General features: G+C 72.7%; 9 protein-coding genes. 2 read left to right on the top strand and 7 right to left on the bottom strand.

What is annotated here, in order from left to right:
• Positions 1–115: 115 nt before the first annotated feature.
• Positions 116–1,039, bottom strand: coding sequence for a cell envelope lipid trafficking protein PgfA (pgfA, locus tag ACZ6S0_RS13335; RefSeq protein WP_465916048.1), 924 nt, complete (start codon positions 1,037–1,039; stop codon positions 116–118).
• Between the two features lie 168 nt (positions 1,040–1,207).
• Between pgfA and ACZ6S0_RS13330 the strand changes: the two genes are divergently transcribed.
• Entirely contained in the window at positions 1,208–2,353 is a 1,146-nt protein-coding gene (locus tag ACZ6S0_RS13330; protein WP_465916047.1) for an acyltransferase family protein, read from the top strand.
• Here ACZ6S0_RS13330 and ACZ6S0_RS13325 read toward each other — a convergent pair.
• The 5 genes from ACZ6S0_RS13325 to ACZ6S0_RS13305 all read right to left on the bottom strand — a co-directional run bounded on the left by ACZ6S0_RS13325 (position 2,274) and on the right by ACZ6S0_RS13305 (position 10,218).
• The gene (locus ACZ6S0_RS13325; RefSeq protein ID WP_465916046.1) at positions 2,274–6,410 is read right to left on the bottom strand and encodes an alpha-(1->3)-arabinofuranosyltransferase domain-containing protein; all 4,137 of its coding nucleotides are present in this window, start codon (positions 6,408–6,410) and stop codon (positions 2,274–2,276) included. The two genes, ACZ6S0_RS13330 and ACZ6S0_RS13325, sit on opposite strands and share 80 nt — an antisense overlap.
• The gene (locus ACZ6S0_RS13320; RefSeq protein WP_465916045.1) at positions 6,407–7,555 is read right to left on the bottom strand and encodes a glycosyltransferase family 4 protein; all 1,149 of its coding nucleotides are present in this window, start codon (positions 7,553–7,555) and stop codon (positions 6,407–6,409) included. The genes ACZ6S0_RS13325 and ACZ6S0_RS13320 overlap by 4 nt, the downstream gene beginning before the upstream one ends.
• A complete protein-coding gene (locus tag ACZ6S0_RS13315; protein ID WP_465916044.1) occupies positions 7,552–8,355 on the bottom strand; it encodes a glycosyltransferase in 804 nt (267 codons plus the stop codon). The genes ACZ6S0_RS13320 and ACZ6S0_RS13315 overlap by 4 nt, the downstream gene beginning before the upstream one ends.
• 11 nt (positions 8,356–8,366) lie before the next feature.
• Positions 8,367–8,501 carry a hypothetical protein gene (locus ACZ6S0_RS13310; protein ID WP_344874437.1) on the bottom strand — a complete coding sequence of 45 codons (135 nt, stop codon included), beginning with the start codon at positions 8,499–8,501 and terminating at the stop codon, positions 8,367–8,369.
• Between the two features lie 112 nt (positions 8,502–8,613).
• Positions 8,614–10,218 carry an MmpA family trehalose lipid delivery protein gene (locus ACZ6S0_RS13305; RefSeq protein ID WP_465916043.1) on the bottom strand — a complete coding sequence of 535 codons (1,605 nt, stop codon included), beginning with the start codon at positions 10,216–10,218 and terminating at the stop codon, positions 8,614–8,616.
• Between the two features lie 126 nt (positions 10,219–10,344).
• On the opposite strand from ACZ6S0_RS13305, the gene ACZ6S0_RS13300 reads away from it, so the two are divergent.
• On the top strand, positions 10,345–12,186 hold the full coding sequence (locus ACZ6S0_RS13300; protein WP_465916042.1) for a hypothetical protein: 1,842 nt from the start codon (positions 10,345–10,347) through the stop codon (positions 12,184–12,186).
• A 4-nt stretch (positions 12,187–12,190) separates the two neighbouring features.
• Here ACZ6S0_RS13300 and ACZ6S0_RS13295 read toward each other — a convergent pair whose 3' ends face one another.
• Positions 12,191–14,368, bottom strand: coding sequence for an acyl-CoA dehydrogenase (locus ACZ6S0_RS13295; protein WP_465916041.1), 2,178 nt, complete (start codon positions 14,366–14,368; stop codon positions 12,191–12,193).
• Positions 14,369–14,432: the final 64 nt, after the last annotated feature.

The raw sequence follows: 14,432 nt of genomic DNA, 5'->3' as shown, positions 1-14,432 counted from the left end.
AGACTAGAACCTTTGGTCTGGTACCGGTGAGTAACCTTGATTTATAACCCGTTCTAGCAGGAACCGCAGTCAACGAAAAGGGCCCGTTCTCACGGGCCCTGGAAATGCGTGCGGATTACGCGTCGCCGGCCGGGCGGCGGCGGCCCACGACCACGCCGGCCAGGACCAGCACGACGCCGACGACCAGCAGCACCAGCGGGATGACGCTACGCAGCAGGTTGATGGTGTTCTTGCCCTCCTGCGCGTTCTTGACCAGGTCGTTCACGGTCTGCTCGGTCATCTTCGCGGTGGCGATGAAGGCCGCCGAGCGCTCCACGCCGTCCTGGGTCTTCAGCACCTCGTGGCGCTGCACCTCCTGCCGCACCGGCGAGCCGGTCACCGGCTCCACCCAGAACGTCGTCTTGCCGTCGTACCAGCGGTCCACCTGCACGTCACCGGTGGTGTCGGTGATGCCGAGCACGTTGGCGGGGGCGGTGCGGGTCTCGGTCTTGGTCGGGGGCACGCTCTGCTCGAAGACGTAGACGGGCAGGCCGTCGACGTTGTCCTCGCGGACGAAGGCGGCGTCGAACGCCTTCTGCGCCGTGGCGTTGAACACCTTGTACGTCTTCTTCTCCACGTCGAACGGGAACTTGTAGATCTGCCCCTCCAGCGTGACCGGCGCCTTCTCGACGCTGGTGCCGCAGCAGTTGAGGCCCAGCCCCGTGTAGCGGTCGAAGGCGCTGCGCCGCTCGGTGATGTCGATCTGCGGGCGGCTGTTGGTCACGTCGTTGACGACCGTGGCCTCGTCCCAGACCACCCGGTCGGCGGTGGCCTCCTTCACGTCGCCGCGCGTGGTGACGATGATGTCGAGGTCGCCGGTGAGCACCTTGAGGTCCTGCAGGGAGAAGTACTGGGCGCCCTTGGCCTCCAGCCGCGAGATGCCGAACTGGTCGGCCGGCGCGGAGATGATCTGGCCGGCCGCCCAGAATTTCAGCAGCGGCGCCAGCGCGATGAAGAATGCCCCGAACCCGATGAGGACGAGCGTGGAGATGCGACCCATCAAGTCCTCCGCATTTTATAGAACATGTTGTCGTCAGGTCCGTTCGTCGAACAACAAAGTATGCCAGGGGGTGCGGCCCGTCATCGGCGGGCATACCACCGCAACCAAATCGATAGAAACAGGTTCTATCCTGGTTTCCGCATTCGGGAGCGACCAGTGGGAGCAGCGATGAGGAGCAGGGACGCCGCCCTCGACGGCATCCGCGCGATCGCCGCGCTCGGCGTCTGGCTGCTGCACGTCGGCAGCAACACGGGCGTCATGTACCGCGAGGGCATGGTCCCGTGGATGATCAGCCGCCTGGGCATCGCCGTACCCATCTTCTTCCTCCTGTCGGGCCTGCTGCTCTACCGCCCGTGGGCGCGCGCGGTGATCGAGGATACGGCACGGCCGCGACCGCTGCGTTACCTGTGGCGCAGGGTGCTGCGGGTCATGCCGGCCTACTGGCTGGTCGCCGGGCTGTCGTTGTGGGCGTGGAGCTCGTTCGACTGGACGGACCGGCTGAAGTGGATGCTGCTGGCGCAGAACTTCTTCCCCGGCGACCCGGTGCCCGACGGGCTCTACCAGATGTGGACGCTGCCCATCGAGATGTCCTTCTACGTGCTGCTGCCGGTGCTGGCCTGGGTGCTGCACCGGTGGGCGCGCGGCGGGAACCGGCCGGTCCGGCTGCTGGCGGGCATCGCGGCGCTGGCGGCGGTCTCGCCGGCCACCGTGATCGTGGCCCGGCTGTTCGAGCAGCCGCAGCTCGCCCTGCTGCTGCCGTACCATCTGGTGTTCTTCGCCTGCGGCATGGCGATGGCGGTGCTGTCGGTGTGGATCGGGCACAGCCGCGTGGTCGACTCGCTGGCGCCGCAGCTCCTCGTGCTGGCGGCCCTGCTGTACGCGCTGCTGAGCACCGAGCTGGCCGGACCGCGCACGCTCACGCTGCCCGCCCTGTCGCAGTCGCTGTGGCGGCTGAGCCTGGAGGCGGCCGTGGCGGTGCTGCTGGTGGCGCCGTTCGCGCTGGCCGCCAGGCCCGGCTCGCTCAGGAACCGGGTGCTCGGCAACCCCGTGAGCGCCTATCTCGGGCGCATCTCCTACAGCTTCTTCCTCTGGCACGCGCCCGTGATCACGCTGCAGCTCAAGCTGACCGGCGCGCAGCCGTTCCAGGGCGACTTCCTCAGCGTGGCGGTGGTGTCGTTCGTGGTCACGATGGTGCTGAGCGTCGGCACCCACCACCTGGTCGAGGTGGGCGCGCTCAAGCTCGACCGGCACCGGTCAGCACCTGTTCCACCGCCGGGCGCTCCGGCTCCGGTTCCGTCCGCGCAGGCTCCGTGACGAGGCGGCCGAACAGCACGCCCACGGCCGCGCACGCGGCGAGCTGCGGCGCCTGGTCCATGAGCACCTCCACGACGATCCCGGGCAGGCCGATCCCGCGGTCGCGCAGCACCAGGCCCGCCGCCAGCGACGCCGTGGCGGCGCAGAACAGCCCGGCCGCCGCCCAGTGCGCGGGCAGCCCGCGGGCGCGGGGCAGCAGGGTCACCAGCACGGCGGCGACCACCGCGACCATGCCGGGCCAGTTCGCCACCCAGCCGCCGAACACCAGCGCCAGCACCACCACGTACGGCGCCCGCGCCCGCGACATCCGGGCCGCCGAGGCCGGGGCGGTCTCGCGTACGTGCTCGGGCCGCGGCCCCCGCAGCACCAGGGCGGCCAGCGCGAGCAGCGCGATCCCGGCCAGCCCGAGCACGAGCGCGAGCCGGTAGGCGCGGTCGGGCAGGTACTCCAGCCGGACGGTCCCCGACGTGCCCGCGGGCAGCTCCCAGCCCTGCTTCCAGCCGTCGATCCTGACGGGTTTGAGCGTCTCGCCGTTGACCTGGGCCCGCCAGCCGGCGTTGTGGTTCTCGTTGACGACGAGGTAGGAGTCCTTGGGCGCGCTCACCTCGACCTCGCGGGCGGAGGCGGTCCAGGCGCCCCGCACCGCGGCCCCCGCCACACCGCGCGGCTCCTCGGGCAGCGCGCCGACCACGAGCGAGTCGATCTCGAACGGGTCCCAGCCTGCCACCCGCACCCGGTTGTCGCCCGCGACCAGCTCGGCCTCCGAACAGCCCACGATCTCCACCGGCCGCTGTTCGAGCAGGTCGGCGTGGCTGCCGGTGACCCTGGTCGGGATCTTGCGGCCGTTCACCTCGATCTGCGGCCCGAGCCCGCAGTCCAGCCGCAGCGGGACGTCGGCGGGCCGGCCCACCGGCTCGACGCCGGGCACCACCAGCTCGGTCACCTGCAGCCGCTGGGAGAAGGGGGCGAAGCGGAGCTGGAGCCGGCTGGTGGACATGGCCTTGAACGTGAGGTTGCCCCGCTCGTCCACCCGCCCGCCGCGCACGGCGCCGCCGTCGCCGCTCACGATCACGTCCAGGGCCGCCTGGTCGCCTCCCGGGCGGCCGATCTGGAGTCCGGAGATCGTCCGCTTGCCCTTCCAGGCGATGGTGAGCGTGGGCTCGGCGTCGGCGGGGTCCGGGATCCAGGTGGTGCTCCCGTCCGCGTCGAACGCCGACCTGGGCGAGACCACGGCGTCCTCGCTGAGCTGGGACGAGCCGGTCACGGTCGTCAGGTCCGCGCGAATGCGGGTGAAGCGGTCGATCAGCTCAGGGTCGGTCAGCACGGCCGTTCCCCGCACGTCTGCGGTCGAGGCGGTCCCGGCCTGGAAGGTCCGGTCGAACCCGGTCTCCTCGCCCTGCTTGGCCAGCACCACCTCGTTGCACACCCACCGGTACTGGTTGCGCATGCAGGCGGGCCGCTCGTCGAGCCCCCGGTCCATCACGTACGCGTCGCCGCCGCGGCCCGGCAGCCGGATCGACCGCTCGGGCGTGACACCGGGGATCGACAGCTCGACGACGCCGACCCGCTGCCCGTAGCTCCACCCGGCGGCCCCGGTCGCGACCACCTTGACCCGCACCCAGCCGGTGGGCCCGGCGGGCACGCGCAGCCGCTGCGGGTCGGTGCCGCGCCGGACGTCCTGGACCAGGCTGCCGCCCTCGGTCTCCACGGCCACCCGCGTGATCGTCTGGCCGAGCAGCAGGTCGGGGGCGAACATGACGTCCAGGTACGGAATCCGCACCGGGCCAGGCAGGTCCACCCGCAGCCACTCGCCCTGCGGGGCCGCGGAGCCGTCGCTCTCCCAGGCGGTGTCCACGTTGCCGTCCATGGCCGCCCACGGGCCGCGTCCTGCGCTGCTGATCCCGGCGATCGTGTATGGACCGGCGACCGAGGAGGAGGCGCTGATCCCCGCGATGCCGTGGTACTCGGCCACGGCGGTCTCGTCCAGCCAGCCGTCCTCCAGCAGGTCGAGCTCCCTGACCCCGGAGAAGTCCCGTTTCCTGTCGGCCGTCAGCGTGGGCGACCAGTTCGTCCGGATCTCGCCGAACGAGCGCTCCCGCAGCCGCAGCGCGTCGCTGACCACGGTCGGCGTCTCGCGCGTGCCCGCGTCACCGTTGACCAGCACCGGGCCGTCGCCCAGGAGGCCGAGGTCGCCCATGGCGAGCAGCGAGTCGGGCCCGCCGCGCACGGCCACCGCGTCGGCCGCCGACTGCACGGAGACCAGGTCGGAACTGCCCGGCACCTCGTAGAGGTCGAGCGCGGGGAACGGCGGGTCGACCTGGTTCACCGCGTCGTCGGTCTCCCTGTCGCCGATCGGCTCGCCGAACGAGCGCACCTTCCTGACGCCAGGCGACTCGCGCAGCGCCTCGTAGACCCGCGACGGCCAGGCGCCCTGGAGGTTCTGCCTGAGCAGGTCGTTGCGGACGAGCAGGTAGCGCACGCCGAGGCGGCGCAGCACGTCGGTCACCCCGGCCGAGCCGTGGCCCGCGGTGAGCCGCTGGTCGATGGCGTCCAGCAGCCTGGTCAGGCCGACCGAGCCGGGCGGCGTGATCTGCCGGGTGGTCCAGCGGGAGAGCGACAGGGCCTGCATGGGCTCGTCCATGGGGCGGCCCCAGGCGTACTCGGCGAACTTGGCACCCGGCACGATCAGCACGCCGTCGTCGCCGGCGTTGCGGTTGAGCCAGTCCGCGGCCTCGCGCCAGTACGCGGGCACCTCCTTGAAGTCGCCGGGCGCGGCCAGGCCCTGGTTGAAGACGGGCAGCACGAGCGCGGCGCAGGCCGCCGCCGTGAGCGTACGCACCGGGATCCGGGCCCTGACCAGCAGGTGGGCCAGGCCGAGGGCGAGCGCGAGTCGTACGAGGGGGTCGAACTTGCGCAGGTTGCGCAGCGGCGCGAGCGGGCCGTCCAGCAGCCGGCGCACGGGCTCGGCCACGACCGGCTCCAGCGCGCTCGCGTGCCCCGCCACCAGCGCCGCCACGCCCACCACGAACAGCGCCACCACGAACCCCTTGGCGGGCAGGTCGCCGCGGGCCAGCCCGGCCAGGCCGAACGCCGCGATCACCCCGGTGACCACGACCATCGTGGCCGAGGTGGCGATCGCGAACCCGGGCGGCTGCTCGAAGACGCCGTTCAGCGGCAGGTAACGCACCCAGTCGGAGGCGCCGCGCAGCACGTTCGTGAGCGAGGTGACCGCCGTGGTGGTCTCGGCGGTCTCGGTGTACGGCAGGAAGGAGAAGGCGTAGCGGCCCACGAGCACCAGCGGCAGCGACCAGAACAGGGTGGCCACCGCGACGGCCGCCGACCACCAGCCGAGCAGCCGCCAGCGCGGCACCGGGCGCGGCCGGGTCAGGATGTAGAGCACGGGCGCGACCAGCACGGCCAGCACGGCGACCGCGTTCACGCCGCCGCACAGCGCCACCGCCAGCGCCGACCTGATCGCCCCGCGGGCGCGCTGGCCCGTCTCCGAGGCGGTGAGCAGCGGGAGGAGGATCCACGGCAGCATCGCGGCGGGCAGCCACTCGATGGAGATCTCACCGAGGATCGACAGCGCGCGCGGGGCCAGCGCGTACGCCAGGGCCCCGGCGATCCTGGTGCCCGGCGTGCCGATGCCGAGCCGCCCGGTCAGCCGCTCCACGCCGAGGAAGGCCACGCACATCAGCAGCGTGAGCCAGAGCCGCTGCGTCACCCACGGCTCGACGCCGGCCAGGTCGCCCAACGCGAAGAACGGCCCCATCGGGAAGATGTAGCCGGCCACCTGGTTCTGGAGCTGGCCGAAGTGTTGCAGGTCCCACAGGTGGGCGGCGCGCTCCAGCCAGCCGAGCGGGTTGAGCGCGAGGTCCATCTTGGTGTCGGAGATGAGGTGGCCCGGCTTGGTGGTGAACGCCAGCAGGCCGAAGCCGAAGCAGCACAGCAGCAGCCAGAGCCGGCGTCTGGCGGGCTCGCCGACCGGCCGCCCGCCACCCGTACGCCGGCCCGCCACGAGCTTGTCGGTCGGCAGCAGGGACTTGACCTGGCTCACCGCTGCTCCCGCTCCCAGCCGGGGCCGCAGTCGTGGTCGTGGCCGTGGCCGTCGTCGTGGCCGTGGCCGTGGCCGTGGCCGTGGCCGAGCATGAGGGCGGTGAGACGGTCAGCGCTGCGGTCCCAGGAGAAACGGCCCGCCCATTCCCGACATTTCACGGTATAAGTGTGGTCCAGATCGTCGAGTGCCGCGGCTATGCCCTTGGCCAGGTCGGTCCCCTCGGGCAGCAGCCAGCCCGTCTCCCCATGGCGTACGGCGTCGCGCAGCCCGTCCACGTCGAAGGCCACCGTGGGCACGCCCAGCGCGGCGGCCTCCAGCACGCTCAGCCCCCACCCCTCGCCCTGGGAGGCGCTCACGTGCAGCCACGCCCGCGCGACGACGCGCGCCTTGTCCTCCTCCGGCAGGTAGCCGTGCAGGATCACGCCCTCGGGCAGCCGGGAACGCAGCGCCGCCTCCTCCGGCCCCCTGCCGACGACGTCCACGACCAGGTCCGGCCAGCGTTCGCGCAGCGCCGCCACGGCGTCGACGAGCAGGTGCACGCGCTTGTGCGCGACCAGCCGCCCGAGGCAGACGAGCCGCGGTACCGGGCTCCTGACCAGGTCGGCGGGCGCGGCGACGCTCACCCCGTTCGGCACGATGTGCACAGGGCCGCGCCAGCCGAGCCGTTCCCGCATGGCCAGCACGGTGGACGGCGAGACGGCCACGCTCTCGTGCCGCCGATAGCTCCACCGCGACACCGGCCCTTCGAGGAACCGCCCGAGGGCCGCCATCCAGCGCGGGAAGTGCACCCCGAACTGCCGGTCGTGCACGTGGTGGACCACGCACAGCACCCGGGTACGCCGCCGCACCACCCACGGGGTGAAGAACGGGATCCCGTTCTGACAGTCGAGCACCACGTCGAAGCGGCCCCCGCGCGGCAGCAGCCAGCCCAGCACCAGCGGATAGACGGACAGGGCCCCGCCCATCCGCACGAACAGGACGCCTTCGACGCTCTCGCGCCGCCGCTGCCCCGGGGCCCGCGCGGTGACGAAGCACACCTCGTGGCCGTTCCGCGCGAAGCGGCGGGCCAGCTCCCAGGCGAACGTCTCCGCGCCGCCCGCGCGCGGATGCCAGGGGTCCCGCCAGTTGACGATCGCGATCTTCACGGAGAGCCGACGGGGTCGAGCGGCGGCTCCCAGGCCGGATGCGCGGCGGGCCGGGAAGGGACGCGCAGCCGCAGCCAGATCCGGCCCAGCTCCAGCACGATGCCGAACGTGTGCCGGGCCGGGGAGAAGCGCGAGCCCGGCATGTCCCGCCAGCGCACGGCGATCTCCCGCACCCGCGCGCCCCGCTCGGCGCAGCGCGCGAGCAACTCCACGTCGAAGGCGAAGCCGGGGGTACGCAGCCGCGCGGCGATCTCGCGGGCCATCGCGCCGTCGAAGAACTTGAAGCCGCACTGGGTGTCGCTCACCCCGGGCACGAGCACCCGCGCCAGCGCGCGGAACCCGAAGGCGCCCAGCTCGCGGACCCGGCTGTGCCGGTTCTCCACGTGGGAGCCCCGGTGCCCTCTGGAGCCGATGACCACCCGCTCACCGGACAGCAGCAGGCCGAGCGCCACGTCCACGGCCGCCAGGTCGGTGGCCATGTCGGCGTCGCAGAAGCCGACGAAGGGAGCGCTCGTGCCGAGCAGCCCGGCGCGCACGGCGGCGCCTTTGCCGGGGATCGCGCACTGGACCAGGCGGACGGGCACCTGGCCGCGCGGCCAGGTCCTGACGATCTCGACGGTACGGTCCGTGCTGGCGTTGTCCACGACGATGACCGAGGTGGGGAACGGCAGGCGGGCGAGCTTCGCGCACATCTGCAGGAGCCCCCCGGGGAGTCGTCCTTCCTCGTTGTAGGCGGGAATGACGATCTCCAGCAGTGGTCGTCGGCTCGTCCCCTCGTCCCCAGGTGGAGAGGGCGGCATGTCGGCTCGGGTTACCGGTCGCCGTAGTTGTAGAGCGGCTGGTTGACCGGCGTGGCGGTGGCCCCGGTGAACGTGACGGTGGTGACCGTCGCCACGAGTGCCGCCACGGCTACGCCGATGATCGCTGCTAAGAGGATCTTGATCACGGGGGTTCCTCCTGGAGCGGGCGAGTGGTGCGGGCGTCACCCAACTTAGAACCAATTCTTGCTACTGGGAAGTAGCTCTGCGAAAGCTTAACAAAGCCGCTGATGAGCTTACCTATTGGGGCGAAACCCGCGCCACCGGACCGTCGAATCGGTACAGTCGCAGGTCATCCCCCTCGACCACGAGGTGCGCAGCCCGGAGCCACCCCGCGAACCGCGCCCGCTCCTCCCCGGTCCCCGCGTCGACTATCACGTACAGAAACCCCGCTCCCGGCAGGTTCGGCGACGACCCTTGTAGTACGTGTTCTACCGCCTGCGCCCGTGGGTCCTCGCTTCCCACGACCAGGTCGCCCACCCGTACGGCGTCGTTCGAGACCACCCGGCGGCCCGCCACCGCGAAGAAGCGCTGCGCGGGATCCAGCACCGCCCGCCCCCCGTTCCACGGGAACCGCCGGTACGACTCGAACGGCAGCACCAGCACGTCACCCGGCGCGGGATCGCCCGCGATCGCCTCGCGGGCGGCCGTCCAGCTCTCCGGGTAGGAGACCGACCCGAGCCGCCCGAGCGAGCCCCACGCCATGGTCGGCAGCACGGCCACCGGCACCAGCGCCAGCGCCGCCACCCAGACCCGGCGGCGGGCCACGTGCTCGGCCAGCAGGCCCAGCCCGACGGCCGCCGCCAGGGCCAGCGGCGCGACGTACTGCTGAGCGTCACGGAACACCGCGAACCCGCCCCAGACCCCCACCACCTGCTTGAACGCCTCCCGGCCCGGCCCGCTCACCCCCACGCACGCCACGCCGAGCCCGACCCCCGCCGCCACGGCCAGCCCCCTCTTGTACGGGACGTCCGCCCGCAGGAAGGCCACGACCCCGGCGAGCGTGAGCGCCAGCCTGGCCACCGCCCCCACCACGCTCTCGTAGCCGGGCGGGACCGCGTAGGCGTTCCAGATCCCGCCCAGCGACAGCAGACTGCCCACCGCGCCGAACGGGGTGTCCGCCCGCGCCGCGAACGCGTCCACGCCGGCCGGATCCCCCTCGATCCCGTACGGCCGCAGCGCGGTCGGCACCAGCCACGGCAGGCTGAACAGCCCCAGCACCACCGCCACCCACATGACGACCCGCCGGCGCGGCAGCGCGGCGAGCCTGGCCCCTGATCGAGCGCCGGGCCCGGCACCCGGCGGGAGGCTCAGCGCGGCGACCGGGAGCGCCGTGATCGCGGTAACCGTCATCGCCGCGAACCCGCCCACCGCCGCGGGCACCATCGCCGCCACCACCCGCCGCCGCGACCACACGGCCCGCACCACCCAGGGCAGCCCCGCGTACCCGAGCAGCAGCGCCCACTGCCCGATGAGCAGCCGCTCGGCCACGTACGGGTTCCACACGTAGAACGCCCCCGCCACGAGCCGCGGCCCCAGCGACCCGGACGGCACCAGCAGCGCCGCCCCCGAGCAGCCCAGCACGAAGATCCCCAGCAGGATCAGCTTCTGCACCAGCTCGGCCGGCAGCACGTACGCCAGCGCGGTCACCACGGCGTCGCTCGGCACCGCCCGCGCCGCGCCGCCCGCCAGCCCGAACGTGAACCTGGAGAACTCCGGCTCCGGCACGAAAACCATGTCCTGGAGCAGCGTGAACCCCCACCCCAGGGCGGGCCCGAGCGCCAGGCAGCCGAGGACCAGCCCGAGAAGGGCGGCGGCGAGCCCGGCGCGGGCCGTGTACGGCATCCCGCTATGACACCACAAACCGCCCGCACCCAGCCGACCGCACACCCTCCGGCGGAGGATCGGGCGACGCACGGCGGGACGGCGAAGCGGGGCGGCTTGTTACGCTGCGGCGGGAGGAACGGGGCGATGACCATGATGAGGGTCGAAGGGGCGCGTCCCCGCTTACGCGCCGGCGACGCGGTGCTGGCCACCGGCCTGGCGATGGTGGCGCTCCAGCTCGTCTGGAAGTTCGAGCTGGTCAGGCGGACCTACTTCCGCCAGGACGACTTCCACTACCTCATCAGGGCCCAGGAGAGCCCGCTCACCTGGGACTACCTCATGTGGGTCGACGTCGGCCACCTGCTGCCCGGCGGCTTCGGCATCTCCTGGGCGATGGCCCGCCTCGGCGGCTACAACGAGCTGCTCGCGCACGCGACGACGATGACCCTGCAGGCGGCGGCGAGCCTGGCGCTGCTGCGGCTGCTCCGGCTGCTGTTCGGGGCCAGGCCCGCGATCCTGGTCCCGCTCGGCCTCTACCTCGTGACGCCGATGACGATCCCGTCCCTGTCGTGGTGGGCGGCGGTGCTGGAGACGCTGCCGCTGCAACTGGCGCTGCCGATGGCGCTGTCGTCCCACGTCCGCTACGTGCGCGACGGCCGGACGCGGCACGTGGTGGCGGCGTGCGCGTGGACGGTGTTCGGGCTGCTGTTCTTCGTCAAGGCCGCGTTCGTCCCCGTGCTGATGCTGGTGATCACCGCGATCTGGCTGACGCCCGCGTGGCGACGGCTGTGGCGGGCGTGGGTGTCGTACGCCGTGATCCTGGCGGCGTACTCGTGGGTCTTCTTCACCGGGCTGTACGGGTCCGTCCAGATCAACGACGCGACGCAGACCCCGGGCCTGCCGGAGGCCGGGGTGGCGGGCGCGTTCGCGTGGACGCTGGGCTCGCGCGGGCTGGTGACGTCGGCGCTGGGCGGGCCGTGGCGGTGGCAGCCGATCGGCGACGACTACGCGATGGCGGCCACGCCGGAGCCGCTGGTGTGGGCCGGGCTGGGCGTGGCGGCGGTCGTGGTGTCCGTGTCGGTGCTCTACCGGCGGCGGGCCTGGCTGGCGTGGCTGGTGCTGCTCGGCTATTTCCTGCTGGCCGACGTGGTGCCGGTGCTGCTGGGCCGGATCGAACTGCTCGGGCCGGACGTGCTCGGCCACGAGCTGCGCTACCTGGCCGCCACCGCCACCGTCGTGTCCGTGGTGATCGGGCTGGCCTTCATCCCGCTCGACGGCGAGGAGCGCCCGTGGCTGCGCCCGCGCTCACGCCTCAGATGGGCGTGGGTGCCGCTGGCCGCCGCCGTCACGGCGGGCTCGGTCTGGTCGGTGGCCGCCTACGCCGATCGGCCGCTGGGCCGTACCGTACGCGGCTACGTGGAGACGGCCAGGCTCGCGCTGTCCCGCGTGCCCGATGGCACGGTCGTGCTCGACACGCACGTGCCGCCCGCGGTCGCCGCCCCCGCCTTCTTCCACGACTACGCCCTGCACTCCAAGGTGCTCGGCGTGCCCGACCCGTGGCCGGTGACGTGGGTCCGCCGGTTGTCCGGCCCGCTGCCGAACCCGATGGTGTTCGACGCCAGGGGACGCCTGCGCCCGGTGGCCGTCGAGGGGGTCACGATCCCGCAGGGCTCGTCCTGCGTGCCGGTCGGCGGGCAGGAGGTGCGCTTCCGGCTCCCGTACCCGCTGGCGGGCGGCGAGTACACGGTGCAGCTCTCCTACCTGAACGGGGCCGAGACCAACCTGTCGGTACGCCTCGGCCTCGGCGTCGCCCAGGCGCCCGCCGGCAGGGACCTGGGCAGGACGTTCACCCAGGTCCACGGCGAGGGCGGCGAGCTGGCCGTGCGCACGACCGGCGGTCCCGCCGCCTGCCTCGGGGAGATCAGGATCGGCCGCCCCGTCCCCGACGAGAACGGCCCGCCCATCCCCCCGCGACCCGCGACGGGATAGGCCGCTACCTGCCCGGCTCGGGGTCGCGCGGCAGGCCCAGCATGCGCTCGCCGATGATGTTGAGCTGCACCTCGGTGGTGCCGCCGTAGATGGTCATCGCCCTGGTGGCGAGCACGGCCCTGGTCCAGTAGCCGGCGTCGCCGAGCGTCATGTCGGCCGCGGTCACGGCGGCGGCCCCGAGCAGCTCGACCGCGGTCTCGGAGACGTGCTGGGCGTGGGAGGTGGACAGCAGCTTGCGTACGGAGGCGTCCGCGCCCGGCTCGGTCCCGGCGAGCTGCTTGAGCGTCACCCGCAGCGACAGCGCGTTGATCGAGTGGCCCTCGGCGACCACCTCGGCCACCCGCTGTGCCTCGACCGGCGTCAGCTCCCTGCCCAGCCGGCCGATCAGGCCCAGCAGGTCGGGCACCGACGCGCCGCTGCCGCCCGAGCCGGACGACAGGGAGACGCGCTCGTTGGACAGCGTGTTGCGGGCCACCTTCCAGCCCGCGCCGACCTCGCCCACGACCAGGTCGTCCGGCACGAAGACGTCGTCGAGGAAGACCTCGTTGAACAGGTTCTCGCCGGTCATCTCGGTCAGCGGCCTGACGGTGACGCCGGGGGCCTTCATGTCGACCAGGAAGTACGTGATGCCCTCGTGCTTGGAGCCCTCGTTGGAGTCGCGGGCGATGCAGATGCCCCATTCGGCCACGTGGGCGACGGACGTCCAGATCTTCTGGCCGTTGAGCTTCCAGCCGCCCTCGACCTTCTCCGCCTTCATCTGCAACGAGGCCAGGTCGGAGCCCGCGCCCGGCTCGGAGAAGAGCTGGCACCAGATCAGCTCGCCGCTCAGCGTCGCGGGCAGGAAGCGCTCCTGCTGCTCGGGCGTGCCGTACGCGGCGATGGACGGCACCACCCAGGCACCGATGATCATCGCGGGCAGGCGTACCTTGGCGGCCTTCAACTCCTGGGCGATGAGCACCTGCTCCAGGGGCTTGGCGGCGCGGCCCCACGGCCTGGGCAGGTGGGGCATGACGAACCCGCGCCCGGCCAGGGCCCGCTTCTGCTCCTTGCCCTCCAGCAGCGCGATCTCGGCGATCTCCGCGCGGATCGACTCGCGCAGCTCCTCGGCGTCCTCCGGCAGGTCGATCTCCATCTCGCGGGAGACGCCCCGCAGCGCGAGCGAGGTCACGGTGGCGGCCCACTCGGCCGACGGGCCCAGCAGGGCGCGCAGGGTGAGCGCGCGGCGGTAGTAGAGGTGCACGTCGTGCTCGAAGGTGTAGCCGATGCCGCCGAACGTCTGGATGGCGTCCTTGGCGCACAGCACGGCGGCGTCGGGGGCCATGACCCCGGCCACGGCGGCGGCGAACTCCAGCTCCCTGCCCTGGGCGCGGGTGGCGTCCCAGACGGTGGCACGGGCCTGCTCCAGCGCGACGAGCATGCGCGACAGCTTGTGCTTGATGCCCTGGAACTGGCCGATCGGGCGGCCGAACTGGACGCGTACCTTGGCGTAGTCGGCGGCGGCCTTGACGCACCACGAGGCCAGGCCCGCCGCCTCGGCCCCGAGCAGGATCGCGGCGAGGTTGCGGACGTCGGCGCTCTCGACGCCGCCCAGGACGCCCTCGGCCGGCACCACTGCCTCCGACAGCTCGACCCTGGCCACCGGCCTGGTCAGGTCGAGCGACCTGACCTCGGTGACGGTGGCGGAGGAGGCGTCGACGAGCACCCACTCCTCGCCGTCAGCCGTGGTGACCGGCAACACCAGCGCGTCGGCCAGCGAGCCGCCGAGTACGGGCTCGGCCGTGCCGGAGACGACGAGCGCGCCGTCCTCCGTACGGGTGCCGGTCAGCGCACCGGTCAGCGCGACGGCGGCGGTCAGCGTGCCGTCGGCGAACGGCTCCAGGTGCTCGGGCCGCTTCGAGGCGTTGATCACGGCACTGGCCAGCACGGTCGGCACGTACGGCCCCGGGGCCACCCGCTCGGCCAGCGCCTCGACGGCCACCGCCGCCTCCAGCAGGCCGTAGCCGGAGCCGCCGTACTCCTCGGGCAGGTGCAGGCCCAGCAGGCCCTGCTCGGCGAGGCCCGGCCAGAACGCGGGACGCCTCTCGGAACCCGCGCGGGCCCGCTCCGAGGGGATGTTCCGCTCGGCCCAGCCGCTCACCGACTCGCGGAGCGCCTCGTGCTCCTCGCTCAACCCGATCGCCATTGCTCATCCTCCAGCCAGGTCCGCGTCATACCCAGAACCATATTCTAGAGGATGCTTCTGGCAT

Source organism: Nonomuraea sp. NPDC051298, from assembly GCF_055586305.1.
Note: the sequence above shows the minus strand (reverse complement) of the source record. Positions and strands in the feature narration are given on the sequence as shown.

What these genes read in the sequence shown, in the direction of transcription:
- pgfA (WP_465916048.1), bottom strand. Translation starts at nt 1,039, where the DNA reads ATGGGTCGCATCTCCACGCTCGTCCTCATCGGGTTCGGGGCATTCTTC.
- ACZ6S0_RS13330 (WP_465916047.1), top strand. Translation starts at nt 1,208, where the DNA reads ATGAGGAGCAGGGACGCCGCCCTCGACGGCATCCGCGCGATCGCCGCG.
- ACZ6S0_RS13315 (WP_465916044.1), bottom strand. Translation starts at nt 8,355, where the DNA reads ATGCCGCCCTCTCCACCTGGGGACGAGGGGACGAGCCGACGACCACTG.
- ACZ6S0_RS13305 (WP_465916043.1), bottom strand. Translation starts at nt 10,218, where the DNA reads ATGCCGTACACGGCCCGCGCCGGGCTCGCCGCCGCCCTTCTCGGGCTG.
- ACZ6S0_RS13300 (WP_465916042.1), top strand. Translation starts at nt 10,345, where the DNA reads ATGACCATGATGAGGGTCGAAGGGGCGCGTCCCCGCTTACGCGCCGGC.
- ACZ6S0_RS13295 (WP_465916041.1), bottom strand. Translation starts at nt 14,368, where the DNA reads ATGGCGATCGGGTTGAGCGAGGAGCACGAGGCGCTCCGCGAGTCGGTG.